17 protein-coding genes are annotated in these 15,898 nt (G+C 68.6%); 12 read left to right on the top strand and 5 right to left on the bottom strand.

Going from position 1 to position 15,898, the window contains the following annotated elements; all coding sequences use genetic code 11:
- Positions 1-52 precede the first annotated feature (52 nt).
- The 4 genes from hemP (at position 53) to AB4Y92_RS18580 (ending at position 4,446) form a co-directional block, all read left to right on the top strand.
- Positions 53-202: a hemin uptake protein HemP gene (gene hemP / locus AB4Y92_RS18595; RefSeq protein ID WP_075575093.1), complete on the top strand. Its 150-nt coding sequence runs from the start codon at positions 53-55 to the stop codon at positions 200-202.
- 312 nt (positions 203-514) lie between these two features.
- Positions 515-2,824 (top strand): TonB-dependent hemoglobin/transferrin/lactoferrin family receptor, encoded by a 2,310-nt coding sequence (locus AB4Y92_RS18590; protein WP_441821009.1) that lies wholly within the window; start codon positions 515-517, stop codon positions 2,822-2,824.
- 51 nt (positions 2,825-2,875) lie between these two features.
- The gene (locus AB4Y92_RS18585; protein WP_441821008.1) at positions 2,876-3,427 is read left to right on the top strand and encodes a Hemin transport protein; all 552 of its coding nucleotides are present in this window, start codon (positions 2,876-2,878) and stop codon (positions 3,425-3,427) included.
- A gap of 113 nt (positions 3,428-3,540) precedes the next feature.
- Entirely contained in the window at positions 3,541-4,446 is a 906-nt protein-coding gene (locus tag AB4Y92_RS18580; protein ID WP_441821054.1) for a DUF6607 family protein, read from the top strand.
- A 385-nt stretch (positions 4,447-4,831) separates the two neighbouring features.
- Here the strand turns inward: AB4Y92_RS18580 and AB4Y92_RS18575 are convergent, their stop codons facing one another.
- The 3 genes from AB4Y92_RS18575 to AB4Y92_RS18565 are packed head-to-tail and all read right to left on the bottom strand — an operon-like array spanning position 4,832 to position 7,780.
- On the bottom strand, positions 4,832-6,112 hold the full coding sequence (locus AB4Y92_RS18575; protein ID WP_441821007.1) for a PDZ domain-containing protein: 1,281 nt from the start codon (positions 6,110-6,112) through the stop codon (positions 4,832-4,834).
- A gap of 41 nt (positions 6,113-6,153) precedes the next feature.
- Positions 6,154-7,164 carry a hypothetical protein gene (locus tag AB4Y92_RS18570; RefSeq protein WP_441821006.1) on the bottom strand — a complete coding sequence of 337 codons (1,011 nt, stop codon included), beginning with the start codon at positions 7,162-7,164 and terminating at the stop codon, positions 6,154-6,156.
- Positions 7,157-7,780 (bottom strand): RNA polymerase sigma factor, encoded by a 624-nt coding sequence (locus AB4Y92_RS18565; RefSeq protein WP_441821005.1) that lies wholly within the window; start codon positions 7,778-7,780, stop codon positions 7,157-7,159. The genes AB4Y92_RS18570 and AB4Y92_RS18565 overlap by 8 nt, the downstream gene beginning before the upstream one ends.
- An 89-nt stretch (positions 7,781-7,869) precedes the next feature.
- Between AB4Y92_RS18565 and AB4Y92_RS18560 the strand changes: the two genes are divergently transcribed.
- The 7 genes from AB4Y92_RS18560 (at position 7,870) to AB4Y92_RS18530 (ending at position 13,866) form a co-directional block, all read left to right on the top strand.
- Entirely contained in the window at positions 7,870-8,826 is a 957-nt protein-coding gene (locus tag AB4Y92_RS18560; protein ID WP_441821004.1) for an SPFH domain-containing protein, read from the top strand.
- 3 nt (positions 8,827-8,829) lie between these two features.
- Complete coding sequence (locus tag AB4Y92_RS18555) at positions 8,830-9,270, top strand: NfeD family protein (protein ID WP_441821003.1); 441 nt, start codon at positions 8,830-8,832, stop codon at positions 9,268-9,270.
- Positions 9,271-9,273: 3 nt separating this feature from the next.
- The gene (locus AB4Y92_RS18550) at positions 9,274-9,891 is read left to right on the top strand and encodes a hypothetical protein (RefSeq protein WP_441821002.1); all 618 of its coding nucleotides are present in this window, start codon (positions 9,274-9,276) and stop codon (positions 9,889-9,891) included.
- A 293-nt stretch (positions 9,892-10,184) separates the two neighbouring features.
- Positions 10,185-11,306: a glycine cleavage system aminomethyltransferase GcvT gene (gene gcvT, locus AB4Y92_RS18545; protein ID WP_441821001.1), complete on the top strand. Its 1,122-nt coding sequence runs from the start codon at positions 10,185-10,187 to the stop codon at positions 11,304-11,306.
- A gap of 14 nt (positions 11,307-11,320) precedes the next feature.
- Positions 11,321-11,947, top strand: coding sequence for a 2-hydroxychromene-2-carboxylate isomerase (locus AB4Y92_RS18540; protein WP_441821000.1), 627 nt, complete (start codon positions 11,321-11,323; stop codon positions 11,945-11,947).
- A gap of 166 nt (positions 11,948-12,113) precedes the next feature.
- The gene (gene gcvH / locus AB4Y92_RS18535) at positions 12,114-12,509 is read left to right on the top strand and encodes a glycine cleavage system protein GcvH (RefSeq protein WP_057941856.1); all 396 of its coding nucleotides are present in this window, start codon (positions 12,114-12,116) and stop codon (positions 12,507-12,509) included.
- 481 nt (positions 12,510-12,990) lie between these two features.
- Entirely contained in the window at positions 12,991-13,866 is an 876-nt protein-coding gene (locus AB4Y92_RS18530) for a hypothetical protein (RefSeq protein ID WP_441820999.1), read from the top strand.
- A gap of 37 nt (positions 13,867-13,903) precedes the next feature.
- Here the strand turns inward: AB4Y92_RS18530 and AB4Y92_RS18525 are convergent, their stop codons facing one another.
- The gene (locus tag AB4Y92_RS18525; RefSeq protein ID WP_441820998.1) at positions 13,904-14,344 is read right to left on the bottom strand and encodes a hypothetical protein; all 441 of its coding nucleotides are present in this window, start codon (positions 14,342-14,344) and stop codon (positions 13,904-13,906) included.
- Positions 14,345-14,486: 142 nt separating this feature from the next.
- Positions 14,487-14,927, bottom strand: a complete 441-nt coding sequence (locus AB4Y92_RS18520; protein WP_441821053.1) for a hypothetical protein — start codon at positions 14,925-14,927, stop codon at positions 14,487-14,489.
- A gap of 374 nt (positions 14,928-15,301) precedes the next feature.
- On the opposite strand from AB4Y92_RS18520, the gene AB4Y92_RS18515 reads away from it, so the two are divergent.
- On the top strand, positions 15,302-15,835 hold the full coding sequence (locus AB4Y92_RS18515; RefSeq protein WP_441820997.1) for an SRPBCC family protein: 534 nt from the start codon (positions 15,302-15,304) through the stop codon (positions 15,833-15,835).
- The last annotated feature ends 63 nt before the right edge of the window (positions 15,836-15,898 follow it).

The raw sequence follows: 15,898 nt of genomic DNA, 5'->3' as shown, positions 1-15,898 counted from the left end.
GAGCGCCGTCGCCGCGCCCGTCGCCGCCGTGGCCCCGGCACCCGCCACGGCCATGACCTCGGCCGTGGTTGCCGCCGCCCAGGGCGTTCTGGTCGAAAGCACCGCGCTGTTGCGCGGCGCGCGCGAGGTGCTGATCCGCCATGGCGGCGAGGTCTACCGCCTGCGCCACACCCGCAACGACAAGTTGATCCTGACGAAATAACCCAGCGTACGGCGCGTCCCCGCCGAGCCCGCTCAGCAACATCCCTCCCCACGCCGCCCGTATCGCCCCGTTCGACGCCCGGATCTCTCCAGTCCGCCCCCACGTCCGAACCCGATCGCATCGGCCTGCTGAGCGTTCCCGGCCTGGCTCCATCGCCCGCGTCATCGCCGTGCCGCGCCCCAGCTTSGGGGCGCGGCACGGCGCGTCGGCCCTTCGCGGCCCGCCAGCACCTTCTCTCTCCAAGGCTGCCAGCCCCTGTCCGTCACGGATGCCAGCTCGCCTCGGCCCAATAGCCATCATCCGAGTCGAAGAATGTCCCGCGTCCATACCCAGGCTGCGCCTGCACGCTCCATCCGTAATCCCGTCCCCGCGCGCCGCGCGCTGGCTTTGGCCTTGACCCTGGCCCTGCCGGCCGTGGCCAGCGCCGCCGATGCGGCCGACGCCGCCAGCGCGGAGGTCAACGAACTCAACCGCGTGGTGGTCAGCGCCACCCGCACCGAGCGTCAGGTCCAGGACGTGCCGGCCACCGTCAGCGCGATCGATCGCGAGCGCATGGACAACGAACTGGTGCGCGACATCCGCGACCTGTTCCGTTACGAGCCCGGCATCGAAGTCGGCGCCAACCGCGAACGCTTCGGCCTGGGCGACATCCGCATCCGCGGCCTCGGCGGCAACCGCGTGCGCGTGCTGGTCGATGGCGTGTCGGTGTCGGACAGCTTCGCGATCGGCAGCTTCTCCAACGCCGGGCGCAACTTCGTCGATCTGGACACGGTGAAGCAGGTCGAAGTCGTGCGCGGCCCGAGCAGCGCGCTGCACGGCTCCGATGCGCTCGGCGGCGTGGTGTCGTTCGTGACCAAGGACCCGAACGATTACCTCAAGGACGGCGCCAACACTTACTTCGGCCTCAAGCTGGGCGCGGAAAGCCAGAACGAAGGCCTGTACGGCAGCGCCACCGCGGCGTTCGGCGGCGAGCGCTGGTCCGGCCTGGTGGTGGTCAATCATCACCAGGGCAAGGAGACCGAGAACCAGGGCGACAACGATGCCCACGACGGCACGCGCACCCGCGCCAACCCGCAGGATTCCGACGGCCGCAGCGTGCTGGCGAAATTGGTCTACGCGCCCAGCGAAAACCAGCGTTTCCGCCTGACCGTGGAAGGCAGCGAGGAGCAGACCGACACGCTGGTGTTCAGTGCGCTCGGCCTGGTCGCGCTGGTTCCGGGACAGCCGCCGAATTCGCCGCGCACGCGCGTGGCCTCGATGTCCGGCGACGATCACCAGACCCGCGCCCGCGTCGCCTTCGCGCATGAAATCGATTCGATCGACAGCGTTCTGGCCGATTCGCTGCAGTGGCAGATCTATCGCCAGGACAGCGAGACCACCCAGCGCACCCGCGAGCAGCGCGTCACCCTGTCCAACAACCCCAATCCGACCCTGCGCCTGCGCGAGTTCAACTTCGACCAGCGCGTGTACGGCGCCGAAGCCACCGCGCACAAGAACTTCGCCACCGGTTCGGTCGAGCACACCCTCACCTACGGCTTCGAATACGAGAACACCGAATTCCGCCAGAAGCGCGACGGCCGCGCGGTCAACCTGACCACCGGCGCGGTCAGCAACGTCATCTCGCCGGACACCTTCCCGGTGCGCGATTTCCCGGTCAGCAAAACCCAGAACGCCGGCGTGTTCGTGCAGGACGAAATCCAGTTCGCCGACGGCAAGTTCCGTCTGGTGCCGGCGGTGCGCGTGGACCGTTACGAGCTGCGTCCGCGCAAGGACGCGATCTGGAACGGCGACAACCCGGGCGTGAAGGTCAGCGAGCTGAGCAAGACCAGCGTGTCGCCCAAGCTCGGCGCGGTCTGGCATTTCGCCGAAGACTGGTCGTTGTACGGCGGCTATCAGCGCGGTTTCCGCGCGCCGCCCTACAGCGACGTCAACCTGGGCTTCACCAATCTGCAGTTCGGTTACACCGCCATTCCCAATCCCAACCTCAAGCCGGAAACCAGCGACGGGTACGAACTGGGCCTGCGCTTCAGCAACAAGGCCGTGTACGCGCAGGTGGCGGCGTTCTACAACGACTATAAGGACTTCATCGAGTCCAGCCGCCAGGTTAGCGCGCCGCCGCAGACGCCGCTGATCGTGTTCCAGTCGCAGAACGTGGCCAAGGCGCGCATCCGCGGCGTCGAGCTGCGCGGCGGCGTCGATTTCGGCGAACTGTCAGACGCGCTGACCGGCTGGTCCACGCGCTTCGCCGCGGCCTACAGCAAGGGCGAGGACAAGACCGCCGACCGTCCGCTGGAATCGATCGCGCCGCTGACCGCGAGCATCGGCGTGGCCTACGACCGCGAAACCTGGGGCGTGGAACTGGCCGGACGTTTCGCCCGCCACAAGACCGACCTGCCGGCGCCGAACCGCTTCGCCGCGCCGGGCTACGGCGTGCTGGACCTGCTGGCGCACTGGCAGTTCGCGCCCGGCGCCAAGTTCAACGTCGGCGTGTTCAATCTGGGCGACAAGAAGTACTGGGACGGCGGCGATGTGCCGGGCACCTTGACCGCCAGCAGCGCCGTGCTCGACCGCTACACCGCGCCGGGCCGCAACGTCGGCGCCAGCGTGGCGGTGAGCTGGTAAGGCATGCGCGCGCCGTCGCCCGCCGTGATCGATACGGGCAGGCCGGCCGCCGTGAGCGGCCGCGCCGGCCTGCCGGCGCCCGAGCGTCTGGCGGCGGTGGCGACGGTGTTGTGCGTGTACCCCAGGCGCCATCGCGACGCGCTCGACGGTTGGCTCGCGGCCGACCGCGCCGAAAGAGTCAGCCGCCAGGACGGCGAGGATGTGCGCGAGGCGCTGCTGTTCTGCGATGCCGCCGGGCGCCCGTGCTGGCGCCTGTATCTGCTGCCCGACAGCGATTTTCTCGCCTGGGATGACGCCGCCGCGGATCTGCCCGTGAATCGCGCCGCCGAGTCGCGCGGCGGCGTGTGGGCGAGTCTGCGCCGCCGCTGGTTGCGTCGTTGGCGCGGTCGCTGGTGCGCGCAGGTGCTGCGCCTGCAGGTGCTGCGCGACGACGCCGGCCATTGCGTGCTGCTCGCCGACGGCGCCGAGTTGTCGCCGCTCGGCCACGCCCATGCGCGCCGCATCGCCGCCGGCGAAGGCGCGCGCCTGAGCGCGCAGGCGCATGTGTGTTGCTGCATGGCCTCGGGCCTGGGCGACGGCGCCGGGCCGGCGCAATTCGCCTGACTTCTTCTTAAAACCGCAATCGAATGCCTTCTTCTACTTTCAAAGCCATAGAGCCAACGAGTTCAGCCATGACCCGAATGACTTACCGCGCCAGCGTGCTGGCGATTTGCCTGATGTCCAGCCCGCTGGCGCTGGCCCAGTCCGCCGCCGTGCCGTCGCCCGAGCGCGACCGCGCTTCGATCCTGGCGATGCAGGGCGAATACGCCGTCGATTTCGCCTTCGACGAAACCGTGCTGCTCAAGCCCGGTTACGAGCGCGCGCCGGCGATGCGCAGCGGCGGCAACGAGACCGTCATCGTGGTCGAGAACACCCCAGCCAAGTTGGTGCTGCAGCACATCCTGGTCGACGGCAAGAGCGGCCACGTGACCAAGCATTGGCGTCAGGACTGGACCTATGAAGCGCCGCAGCGCTTCGAGTTCAGCGCCGACCAGACCTGGCACGTGCGCAAGATTCCGGCCGATCTGAACCGCGGCGCCTGGACCCAGTGCGTGTTCGAAGTCAGCGACGCGCCGCGTTACTGCGGCACCGGCCGCTGGGACTACAAGAACAACATCGCCACCTGGACCAGCGATGCGAGCTGGCGCCCGCTGCCGCGGCGCGAATACACCAAGCGCAGCGATTACAACGCGGTCGCGGCGATCAACCGCCACACCATCACCCCGAACGGCTGGACCCACGAGCAGTTCAACACCAAGGTGCTGCGAAAGCCCGACGGCACGCAGGAGGAGTTGGCGCGCGAGTTCGGCTTCAACGACTACCAGAAGACCAAGGACGTCGATTTCAAGCCGGCCTACACGTACTGGGACGCGACCCAGGGTTACTGGGCCAAGGTCCGCGCGCATTGGGACCGTTACCTCGGCCAGGCGCCGGGCGTGCTGCTCAAGACCAAGGTCGATGGCATGGCGATGATCATTCCGCTGTTCGAACAGGCGGGCAAGCTGGAAGAGGGCAAGAAGGTCGCCGACAAGGACATCGATGCGGTGTTCGCCAAATGGGTGACCAGCGCGCCGGCGGAGTAAGCGGCGGGGCGAAGAATAAGTTTGTCTGGCGCACTCGGCGATGGAGCGCGGAATGCCGGATCGATGATCGGAACAGGCCGGGCAGGATGCCCGGCCTTTTTGTTGTGCGCAGGTGGTGGTGAGTTGCGATGCGGGTTCTGCGCGATCGGAAAGGAAAGCATCGGGGCTGAAGCCCCTCCCACAAAAGATTGCGTGGCGACGAAGTCTGTTGTGGGAGGGGCTTCAGCCCCGATGCTCTTCGCTCAGCAGCGAAGGTGCTGCAAGGCATGACTTCATGCCTCGATGCTCGCGACAGGCGCCAGCCCGCGCAGCTACAAAAAAAGAGGGCTGGCGATGACACATCCGCCAGCCCGCTAGGAAAACCGGAACTTCGTGAAGGCGCTGATCAATCCACGCTATGCACGTGGACATGCCGGCCTTTCGCCATCGCCCACTGCGGCGGCACCGGCGCGACGGGCGGCCGCGGCGCCGCGCTCACTTTGTTCGGGACCGGCGGCGCAGGCGGGGGCGGCGGCACGGGCGGAACAGGCGGCACGGGCGGTATCGGAGCGTGCGGCGGCACCGGCGGCACAGGCGGAACCGGAGGCAGTGGCGGAACCGGAGGCACCGGAGGAACAGGCGGCACCCAAGCCACCGCCTTCGGCAGCGTCAGCTTGACCTTGGCGGCGGCGCGATCGCGCAGATAGCCGATCTCGACCTGATTGCCTTCGGACTTGCCGCGCAAGGCCTCCATCGTTTGCCGCGGCGTATCCACGCGGCGGCCGTCGATGCTCTGGATCACGTCGCCGGCTTCCAGCCCCTTCAGCTCCGGACCGGCGCTGAGCACCAGCACGCCGCGGTCGGTGCCGAAATAGCGCCCCAGCTTGGTGTCGAGCGAGGCCAGATTCAGGCCGTTCCAGCGCAGCGCTTCGCTGATCAGCGGCATCGGGCAGGGCTTGCCGTTGCAGTCTTCGTCCGGACCGATGCGATAGATTTCCGTGCGCACGCCCGGCGCGACCGCCACGCGGACCGGGATGTGCTGCACGGAGTCGCTGCTGACGTCCATCGTGCCGTCGGCCGAACGCAGGATCTTGACCCGGCCGCTGCTGATGATCTGCGAACCGTCGGCATTCTCGAACACCATCACCCGTTCGCCGACTTGTGGCGAGACATCGGCCGTGGCCTCGCGGCCATCGCGCAGGTAGCGGATGCGCGTGGTCTTGCCGGCTTCCAGTGTGCCGAGCAGCGCGCGCGCGCTGCCCAGGCGCGCGCCCGGTTCCTTGCCGGAGACCGGCGCGCCGTTGACGGCGATCAACCGGTCGCCGCTGCGCAACCCGACCTTGGCCGCGGCGCTGCCGGGAGTGACCGCGATGATGCCGACGCCGCTCTTGTCGTCCGGCGCCAGGATCACGCCGAGCTGCGGGCCGCGGATATCGTCGCGGATCAACACCGGCTTGGTCACCGGATCGGGCATCGCGTTCGGAACCGTCGCGGTGCCCGGCATCGGCAGCACGTGCGGGCGCGCTTGCGCGAACAGCATCGGCGCGTCGCCGGGATGGCGCTGGATCACCATGGTGCGCGTGCGCGCCTCGGCGGGCTGCGCATCGGCCGCCGGCGCGGCGGTCGGCGCGAGCGCGCTGCCGATCGCGGCGAACAACAGCGCGGGAAGCAGGGAAATGCGGGACATGACGGTCTCCGGTACAGCGGATGTGCGAACTGAGGAAGGATTCAATCGACGCGCACCAGCGCGTCGTCGTAGCGTTCGCCGCGCGCGGCGAACCAGCGTTGGGTGCTTTCCACGCCGGCCAGCGCGCGCAGCGCGCCGACCCGTTGCCGCCACAGCGCCAGGCGCTGTTCGGCCGGCAGCGCGGCATCGGTCAGGGCCGTGTCGATCAGGCTCAGGCGTTGGTCGAGGTCGGAACTCATCAGCGCGGCGGTGGCGCTGGCGACGCGATCGTCGCGGGTCAGCGTCACCAGCGCTTCGAGCTGCGCCGATTCGGTTTGCAGCTCGCGCAGTTGCGCGGCGACGGCGGTTTCGCGCTGGCCGCCGGAAGCGTCGGCGATGGGCGCGGCGGCCTTGGCCGGATCGGTGCCGCTGAGCGCCGGCGTGATGTTCGCGGCGATGCGTTCGGGGGCGGGCGTGTCGGTGTGGGACGGGTTCGCACGCGTCGCCGCCGCTCGCGTCGAACCGGGGCGCTGAGCGCTCGCCACAGCCGCGGCCTTGCGCGGCGCGCGTTGGGCCTGGGTGTCCGCGGGTTCTATATGGAGTGGAGTGGCCGGCGCCGGATTCGGCTGGACCGCGACCGTATCGCTGCGCTGCGCATCGGCATTGGCCGAGCCGGCAGGCACCGCGCCATCGCCAGCACGAACGCCCGGCGCCGCGACGCCGCCGTCGCGCGCAGCGGCTTCGTGCGCGATCGGACCGGGCGACTGCACTTCGAGCGCGGGCCGCTGCGCGCGCAGGCTCAGCCACAACCCCAGCGGTAGTGCGGCGGCGAGCATCGCCGCGATCGCCCACCGCCGCGCCGGATGCGCCGCGCTGCGACGGCGAGGCGAGGAATCGATGCGTGCAGTGGGCGAGGGCGGCACATGCGCCGGAGCGGCCTGCGCCGGCGCGCCCTGGCGCGCGGCCAAGGTCGCGGCCATGCGCGCCCAGCCGTCGGCCGGCGGCGTTTCCGGCGGCAGCTGCGCGAACGCATCGGCCCAGGTCTGCGGCGGGTTGGGGTTGCGATCAGGCATGGGCCTGCTCCGGTTCCAGCAACTGACGCAGGCGGCGTCCGCCGCGCGCGAGTTGCGATTTGGAAAAACTGGTCGATCGCTGCATCAGCGCGGCGATCTCTTCGTGGGTATAGCCCTCGGCGTGGTACAGCCACAGCACGCTGCGGGTCGGCGCCGGCAACTGCGCCATCGCCCGGCCCAGCGCGGCGGCGTCGGCGGCCGCCGGCGGGGGCGGCATGCGGTCGTCGGCGAGGTGTTCGTCGTCGGCTTCCACCGCGTGTTCCAGACGCCGACGGCTGCGCAGCCGCATCAGCGCTTCGTTGACCGCGATCTGCCGCAGCCAGCCCCAGAACGGCGTGCCGCTGCCGTCGCTGTGGCCGCGGAAATCGCCGATCCGCGTGAACACCTTAAGCATGGTCTCCTGCAGCACGTCGGTGGCCTCGTCGCGATCGCCGGCGATCCGCACCGCCAGGGTGAACACCGGCCGCTCGAACCAGCGGTAGATCTGCTCGAACGCCGCGCCTTCGCCGGCGCGCACGCGCGCCAGCAGCGTCTCGGGGACGTCGATGGCGAAGCTCGACAGCGGCCGCTCGGAAGCGGGCGCTGGCGGCGGCGATGAGGTGATTTGAGGTGGCATTCCCAGACAAGGATGCAGCAGGGGCGTGAAGGGTCGCAGCCGGGTGCAAGGCCTATACTGCGCCCAACGGACACATGGAGGGGGACATCATGGGTGGGACCTTGCTGGCGCTGGTATTGGTATTCGCGGGCGTAGTGCTGCTGTTCAAGACCGTGCGCATGGTGCCGCAGGGCTACCAGTGGACCGTGGAGCGGTTCGGCCGCTACACCCACACCATGGACCCGGGCCTTCACTTCCTGATGCCGGTGATCTACGGGGTGGGGCGCAAGATCAACATGATGGAGCAGGTGCTGGAGGTTCCCAGCCAGGACGTGATCACCAAGGACAACGCGGTGGTCAAGGTCGATGGCATCGTGTTTTTCCAGGTGCAGGATGCGGCCAAGGCGGCTTATGAAGTGGCCACTTTGGAAATTGCGATTCTTAACTTGGTCATGACCAACATCCGCACCGCGATCGGTTCGATGGACCTGGACGAGTCGCTGTCCAAGCGCGACGAAATCAACACCAAGGTGCTCAACGCGGTGGACGCGGCGACCCATCCGTGGGGCCTGAAGGTCAACCGCATCGAACTCAAGGACATCCAGCCGCCGCGCGATCTGGTCGATTCGATGGCCCGGCAGATGAAAGCCGAGCGCGAGAAGCGCGCGAACATCCTCGAGGCCGAGGGCTTCCGTCAGGCCGCGATCCTCAAGGCCGAGGGCGAGAAGCAGTCGGTGATCCTGGAAGCCGAAGGCGAGAAGGAAGCCGCGTTCCGCCAGGCCGAGGCGCGCGAGCGTCTGGCCCAGGCCGAAGCCAAGGCCACCGAAGTGGTGTCCAACGCGATCGCCTCGGGCAACGTGCAGGCGATCAACTACTTCATCGCGCAGAAGTACATCGAAGCGTTCAAGTCGCTGGCCGAAGCGCCGAATCAGAAGTTCGTGATGATGCCGATGGAGTCGGCCGGCATCATCGGCTCGCTGGCCGGCATCGGCGAGCTGGCCAAGGACGCGCTCGCCAGCCAGCAGGCGGCGCGCGCTCCCGTCGCGACGCCGCGCAGCGGAGGCTGAGCCATGTCGTGGAGTTGGCAGACCATCGCCTGGGCCGCCTTCGCACTGCTGCTGTTCGCGGCCGAGGCGTTGGCGCCGGGTGCGTTCATGCTCTGGCTCGGCCTGGCCGCGGCGGCGGTGTTCGCGCTGGTGCTGATGTTTCCGGGCTTGTCCTTGCTGGCCCAGGTCGCCGCGTTCGTGGTGCTCAGCTTCGTCGCGATCCAGGTCTATCGCACCTGGTTCCGCGGCCGCGAGCGGCAGAGCGACCAGCCCTTGTTGAACCGTCGCGCCGAGCAACTGGTCGGCCGCGTGGTCGCGCTGGAGCGGGGCATCGTGCAGGGACGCGGACGGGTGCAGATCGCCGATGCGTTCTGGGACGTGTCCGGCCCGGACCTGGACACCGGCGCGATGGTGCGCGTGGTCGGCACCGACGGCATGACCCTGCGGGTCGAGCCGGCCGGTTGAACGATGATCGCCCTGCGCGCTAAGCGGCTCCTGCGCGCATCGGCGATGCTGACGTGCCTGACGCCGGCCTTCGCCGGCGGCGGCCACGCCGGCACGCCGCAGGCGGCGGCGATGCCGCCCGCGCAACCGGGCCAGACCGCGCCCGCGCTGCTGCGCGCCGGCGCGCGCGGCGGCGAAGACTGGATCGGCAAGATCGTTCCGCCGTACCCGGACGGCTACAAATCCAATACCGGCGGCTGCGTCGGCAGCGGCCGCAGCGCCGAGCAAGTGTGCGCGCGCAGCATCGGCACCATCGACGACGCCGAGGACCGCTCGCTGAAGTTCTACGCCGCCGAACTGGTTGGCCGGATCGGCAACGAGGCGCGCTGGAAGATCACCGACGTGGTGCCGTATCCGAAGCTGCAGCACGGCGAGCGGGTATCGATGTCAACCTGCATGATCGACGGCGTGACCGACCCCGGCGTGATCGCGATCGTCGACACCGCGGTGGAAGGCGCCGCCGCGCGCGAGATGTTCGACGCGGTGCGCTGGGCGGTGAAGCTGGATCGGCGCAAGGGTCGATTCATCGAGGTGAAGCCAACCGAGGTACGCTGTTACAACGAAGGCGCCGAAGGGGAATAAAATCGGCCGCGCCCACGCCCGTTCGCCGGGCAAGCCCGAAGCCCGACGACCCGCTTCGCCAGCCAACGCAGAAACGACAGAAGCGGCGCAAGCCGCGACCGCGACGCATCCCAAGCCCCGCCCCGCCCCGCGCCGCGATCCGCACAATCCGCAGTCATCGCGCTGACCGCTACCCGCACAATCTGCGCCACCCCTCACACCATTCGCCCGCGTACCGAAATCCGGCAAATACGCACGACGCGCGCATGAGGGATAATCGCCGGCTCCAAACCCCCACGAGCAGGCAGCGCCCCATGAGCCAGAAGACCATCCTCAACGACGCCCACCGCGCACTCGGCGCCAAGATGGTGGATTTCGGCGGCTGGGACATGCCGATCAGCTACGGCTCGCAGATCGAAGAACACCATCAGGTGCGCCGCGACGCCGGCATGTTCGACGTCAGCCACATGACCGTGGTCGATCTGCGCGGCGCGCGCGTGCGCGATTTCCTGCGCAACCTGGTCGCCAACTCGGTGGACAAGCTGCAGAAGTCGGGCAAGGCGCTGTACACCTGCATGCTCAATCCCGACGGCGGCGTGATCGACGATCTGATCGTCTATTTCCTCGATGAGCAGTACTTCCGCCTGGTGGTCAACGCCGCCACGCGCGAGAAGGATCTGGCCTGGATCGGCGAGCAGGCCCGCGCCTTCGACGTGTCGGTGACCGAGCGTCCGGAACTGGCGATGATCGCGGTGCAAGGCCCGAACGCGCGCGAGAAAGTCGTCGGCCTGCTGCGCGAGGAAGACCGCGCGCGCATCGGCAAGCTCGGCAAGTTCGTCGCCGGCGAAGCCCAGACCGGCGACGGCATCGCGCTGTTCATCGCCCGCACCGGCTACACCGGCGAAGACGGTTTCGAAGTGGTCGTGCCCGAAGACCGCGCAGTCGCGCTGTGGGACGCGCTGCTCGCCGTCGGCGTCAAGCCCGCCGGCCTGGGCGCGCGCGACACCCTGCGCCTGGAAGCGGGCATGAATCTGTACGGCCAGGACATGGACGATACCGTGTCGCCGTACGAGGCCGCGCTGGCCTGGACCATCGCCCTCGACGAAGGCCGCGACTTCATCGGCCGCGGCCCGCTGGAGCGGCAGAAGGCCGCCGGCGCGCCGCGCCAGATGATCGCGCTGGTGATGGACGAAAAGGGCGTGCTGCGCCACGGCCAGAAAGTGCTGACCGCGCACGGCGACGGCGAAATCCTTTCGGGCACCTTCTCGCCGACGCTCGGCAAGTCGATCGCGTTCGCGCGCGTGCCGGCCGGCGAGATCGCGCTCGGCGCGGGCGGCAACGTGCGCGTGGACATCCGCGGCAAGGAAGTGCCGGTGCGGGTGGTGAAGTTCCCGTTCGTGCGCGACGGACAGGCGCAAGACGGCGTGCTCGCCTGAACGGCGCCGCGGCCATGACCGTCATCGATTACTACGTCAGTCTGATCTCGCCCTACGCCTATCTGGGCCACGCGCCCGTGCTGGCGCTCGCGCGCGAGACCGGCGCGCGCCTGGCCTACAAGCCGGTGCGGATCTTCGAACTGTTCTCGGCCAACGGCGGCTTGCCGCTGGGCCAGCGCGCGCCGGCGCGGCAGCGCTATCGCCTGGTCGAGCTGCAGCGCGCCCGCGCGCAGCGCGAGGTGCCGCTGAATCTGGCGCCGAAGTTCTTTCCGGTCGATCCGAGCCTGGCCGATCGCTGCCTCATCGCCCTGTGCGAGGCCGGCCGCGATCCGTCCTCTTATATGGACGCCGCCTTCCGCGCGATCTGGGTCCACGACCAGGACCTCGCCGACCGCGATGTGCTGGCGCGGCTGTTGCGCGATCACGGTCACGATGCCGAGGCGACCTTCGCCGCCGCGCAGAGCGAGGCGGTGGGCGCGATCTACCAGGCCAACACCGCCGCCGCCATCGCCGCCGATCTGCCGGGCCTGCCCGGCTACGTGCTGCGCGGCGAACCGTTCTGGGGGCAGGACCGCGTCGAAGCGCTGCGCGAGGCGCTGCTGAGCGGCCGCGAGCCGTTCCTGATCGACGCGGGACGTTAGGCCGATGCAAGTCCGCGGCGATGCCGACCGCCCGCGCCGGTTCTGCGATGGCCGTTCACCTCACGCCATCGATCGTCTCCTTCGCCGCCCCCCTCCCACGACGCTCCAGCATCGTTAAACTACGCGCCATTACCCGCCGCTCCCCGTAACGTCCGAGGCCCCTGCCATGAGTGAAATTCCCGGCGATCTTAAGTTCATGAAGTCCCACGAGTGGGCCCGCGTCGAAGGCGACGGCAAAGTCACCGTCGGCATCTCCGACCATGCCCAGGGCCTGCTCGGCGATCTGGTCTACGTCGAACTGCCCAACGTCGGCGACCGCGTCGAGGCCGGCAACGCCAGCGCCGTGGTGGAATCTGTCAAGGCCGCTTCCGACGTCTACGCACCGGTCTCCGGCACCGTGACCGCGGTCAACACCGCGCTCGCCGACAAGCCGGAAACCATCAACGAAGACGCCTACGGCGAAGGCTGGATCTACACCGTCGAAATCGACGAGCCCGATCAGCTCAACGAGCTGCTCGCGCCGGACGACTACGCCGAGCTGCTCGAAGAAGACGACCACTGATCCACCCGCCGCGGCCGGCAACGGCCACGGCCGACGGGGAGCGCAGCACCGGACCGCGACACGCGGCACCGGACTGGCTCCCCGTTTTGTTTGTGGGGAACCGAGCGTGTCGTGGTCTGGCCGCCGACACGGCCCGCGTCCGGGTGCGATGACCGGTGCTCGCCGATGCCCGATGCCGACAACCGAGACCGAAGCCGACACCGTCGCTGGTCGATGCAGCGGGGCGAAGCCGAAGCCCGACTCACCGACCCGATGGTCGCGGCAACCGACGGCGCACTGCATTGCGCCGAATGCGAATCCGAGGTGGCAACGCGAAGGACGACCGCGCGCCCGCCGTGCGCCGCGACCGCGCGCTTGCCGCGTACGCCATGCACGAGCTCACCCGCGCTCACAGCCTTGACCGCCCGCCGACGCCTCGACCGACAAGCGGCGATCCGTGTCTCGGCCGCGTCCTCACCCGACCTCGCCGAGCGGTGCGCTCGTGCTCGCACAGCCTGTCGGCGACGTCGCGACGCGAGCGCAAATCCGGTTCGACGCAGCCGCGCATCGCGCCCGCGCGTTTCGAAAATCCAGCGGAAAAAAGCGCGATATCGAAACGCGATCAAGGCGCGCGCATCGCCGTCGCCGAGGTGAGAGCAGCGCAACCAGACAGCGCGGCAAGGCGCCGTGCGAAGACGCCGGCACGAACTCGATCGGCCCGACGCGGCACCGGAACGCGAGCGCGAAGCCGGCCGCGGCGCCGCGCGATTCGTGCAATCGGTGTGAAGACAGAACCGGGCCGGCGAACGCCGACGACAGCTCCGCGTCGCGTCGCGCCGAAGCGCCGCGCCACTTTCGCGTGGGCGATTTCACTCGTTCCAAATCAGCCGCCGGGAGCGTCGGCGACAGCATTCCGACATCGCCGGCGCGCGTTCGCTCGCGCCGCGTGCGCGCGTTCGACCGCCGTCGGCGTAAACGCTTTCCCGACCGATGCGCTCACCGCGCGCGGCGCACGCGGCGAGGTCAGCGCGCGCGTCGGCGACCGCCGCGGCTGACGAACGGTCGCTTCGAGCGCGCGTCGGCGCCGTCGCGAAGGTGGGCGACGACGCCGACGCACGCGCTCGCCGATGCGTTCGCGCGCGTCGCCAAGCCATCGCCGACACCGCCAACGACGCCGACGCCGACCCGTCGCGAGCGTTCGCGGCGGCCGTCGAGCGCCCGCGCGGGGCAAAAAAAGTTCGCGCACTTTCGCGCATTCGGGCTTGTGCGACGCGAAATCCGGCACCCTCGCGGAGAGGAATTTTTTCTTCCGGTACAGGTCGTCGCGGACGCCTTCGAAGCGTTCGCGAACGCGCGCGCGCATCGAGAAAAAAACTAAAACGAAAAACGACGATGCTCTGAAACCCGCGCCACGCTTAGGTTTCAGCGATGTCGTTGCGAACGCATCGCGAACGCGTCGATGCGCGCGCGCGTTCGCCGTCGCCGCGCGCGTCGGCGCCGACGGCGACGTCGGGGCTTGCGGCCCGTAAAAAAAATCGCCGGGGTTGTTGACAGTCAGAAAAAGCGTGATTAGGTTTCGCCCAGCAGACGCTTCCTGCCAAGAGAGTGAGAAAACACAGCGCGACAACATGCAGCACAATTCGAACCTCCGCCCGGACAATCAAAACGGTGGACGCAGGGTTCGCTTCCTCTGCAGAAATGTTGGCCACGCTCTCTTCGCCGATGACATCCAAATCCCTGATGACATCGCTGGCGTCCTGCTTTATGCAACCCGGTTCGCGTTTGGCGGCCCGGGTTTTTGTTTGGCCGCCCCGTTTCGCGGCCAGCCACACCTGCCTTTTGGGCGGGTACGCCATCGGTCCCGCCGCCGCCACGGCCGGACGCGATCCCCGATCCGTTCCGACGCGCCACGCGCGCCGGCGGTTGCACGCGGGTCCGACTCCCGCGGCTCTGCCACCACAGAGTTCCTTAGAACTGGGCTTACCGCACCACCACTGATCATCCCTGATCATCACTGACGAGGAGCCATCCCATGGCCGTTAAGAAAGCTGCTAAGAAGTCCTCCGCCAAGAAAGCGACCAAGAAGGTCGCCAAGAAGGCCGGCGCTAAGAAGGTTGCCAAGAAGGCCACCAAGAAGACCGCCAAGAAGGCCGTGAAGAAGACCGCCAAGAAGGCCGTCCGCAAGACCGCCAAGAAGGCCGCCAAGAAAGCCGTGAAGAAGACGGCTAAGAAGGCTGCCAAGAAGACCGCCAAGAAGGCCGCCAAGAAGACGGCTAAGAAGGCGACCAAGAAGACCGCCAAGAAGGCCGCCAAGAAGACGGCTAAGAAGGCTACTAAGAAGACCGCCAAGAAGGCTGCCAAGAAGACCGCCAAGAAGGCGGCTAAGAAGGCTCCGAAGAAGGCCGCCAAGCGTGCCCGCAAGCCGAAGGCTGCTGCGATGCCCGCTACCCCGGCACCGCTGATCTAATAAAAATCCCCGATTAGCCGTAATCCAGCTCTCTCCCCGCAGCCCAGGCGGGGAGAGAGTTTTTTTTTGCGCGGGCGATTGCCGCGGCAGGCGGACGAACGGCCGCCCGGCCGCGACGGTTCACGGCCGCGGCTTTCCGCTCGCCGCCGAGGCGGGGTTCGCCAACGCGCGGGCGAGCGGCCCGCGCCGGCCGGCGAAGACCTCGCGGTCGCGACATCGGGCTTGCGCCAACCGCGGCGCCAGTGGGCGCCGGCGCACCGCCTCTCGTCGGCAACGCGCCGTCGCTGCGGCCCCGTCACGGCGGCAGCGGTTAGCATCGCGGTCAACACACCGCCAGGGACGCGCCATGAAGACTTTGCTCAAGGGCCTGCTGTACCTCGTCGTCCTGCTCGCCGCCGTGTTCGTGGTCGGCGGCTTCCTGTTGCCGTCCAGCAGCCACGTCGAGCGCTCGATCACCATCGATCGGCCGCCGGGCGAGGTGCACGCGATGCTCGACTCCTACAAGCGCTTCAACGAGTGGTCGCCGTGGTTCGAGATCGAGCCGACCGCGAAGTACGCCTACAGCGGCCCGGAGTCGGGCGTGGGCGCGGCGATGAGCTGGGAAGGGGCGAAGGTCGGCAAGGGCAGCCAGCGCATCACCGAGTCGGTGCCGCAGCAGAAGGTGGTCAACGCGCTCGACTTCGACGGCACCCAGGCGACCGGCATCTTCGGTCTGCAGGTGCAGGGCGCCGGCACTCGGGTGACGTGGACGCTGGAGAGCGAGCACGGCAACAACCTGGTCTCGCGCTGGTTCGGGCTGCTGCTCGACTCGATGGTCGGCAAGGATTACGAGAAGGGGTTGGCTAAGCTGAAGCAGGTGCTGGAGAGTGAGCCGAGGTGATTGGGGCCGGGAGTCGGGAATCGGGAATCGTTAAAGCTGCAGGCGGGGCGGCGTGCGGTAGCG

The organism is Lysobacter sp. TAB13 (assembly GCF_052113885.1).
Lineage (GTDB): Bacteria > Pseudomonadota > Gammaproteobacteria > Xanthomonadales > Xanthomonadaceae > Lysobacter > Lysobacter gummosus.
The sequence above is the reverse complement of the archived record's forward strand: the minus strand, read 5'-3'. Positions and strand labels throughout refer to the sequence as shown.

Excerpts from the sequence above, each read along its gene's own strand:
- AB4Y92_RS18540 (WP_441821000.1), top strand. The coding sequence starts at position 11,321 with ATGACCGTCATCGATTACTACGTCAGTCTGATCTCGCCCTACGCCTAT.
- hemP (WP_075575093.1), top strand. The coding sequence starts at position 53 with ATGACCTCGGCCGTGGTTGCCGCCGCCCAGGGCGTTCTGGTCGAAAGC.
- AB4Y92_RS18555 (WP_441821003.1), top strand. The coding sequence starts at position 8,830 with ATGTCGTGGAGTTGGCAGACCATCGCCTGGGCCGCCTTCGCACTGCTG.
- AB4Y92_RS18580 (WP_441821054.1), top strand. The coding sequence starts at position 3,541 with ATGTCCAGCCCGCTGGCGCTGGCCCAGTCCGCCGCCGTGCCGTCGCCC.
- AB4Y92_RS18515 (WP_441820997.1), top strand. The coding sequence starts at position 15,302 with ATGAAGACTTTGCTCAAGGGCCTGCTGTACCTCGTCGTCCTGCTCGCC.
- AB4Y92_RS18570 (WP_441821006.1), bottom strand. The coding sequence starts at position 7,164 with ATGCCTGATCGCAACCCCAACCCGCCGCAGACCTGGGCCGATGCGTTC.
- gcvT (WP_441821001.1), top strand. The coding sequence starts at position 10,185 with ATGAGCCAGAAGACCATCCTCAACGACGCCCACCGCGCACTCGGCGCC.
- AB4Y92_RS18560 (WP_441821004.1), top strand. The coding sequence starts at position 7,870 with ATGGGTGGGACCTTGCTGGCGCTGGTATTGGTATTCGCGGGCGTAGTG.
- AB4Y92_RS18565 (WP_441821005.1), bottom strand. The coding sequence starts at position 7,780 with ATGCCACCTCAAATCACCTCATCGCCGCCGCCAGCGCCCGCTTCCGAG.
- AB4Y92_RS18590 (WP_441821009.1), top strand. The coding sequence starts at position 515 with ATGTCCCGCGTCCATACCCAGGCTGCGCCTGCACGCTCCATCCGTAAT.
- AB4Y92_RS18525 (WP_441820998.1), bottom strand. The coding sequence starts at position 14,344 with ATGGCGTACCCGCCCAAAAGGCAGGTGTGGCTGGCCGCGAAACGGGGC.
- AB4Y92_RS18550 (WP_441821002.1), top strand. The coding sequence starts at position 9,274 with ATGATCGCCCTGCGCGCTAAGCGGCTCCTGCGCGCATCGGCGATGCTG.
- gcvH (WP_057941856.1), top strand. The coding sequence starts at position 12,114 with ATGAGTGAAATTCCCGGCGATCTTAAGTTCATGAAGTCCCACGAGTGG.
- AB4Y92_RS18575 (WP_441821007.1), bottom strand. The coding sequence starts at position 6,112 with ATGTCCCGCATTTCCCTGCTTCCCGCGCTGTTGTTCGCCGCGATCGGC.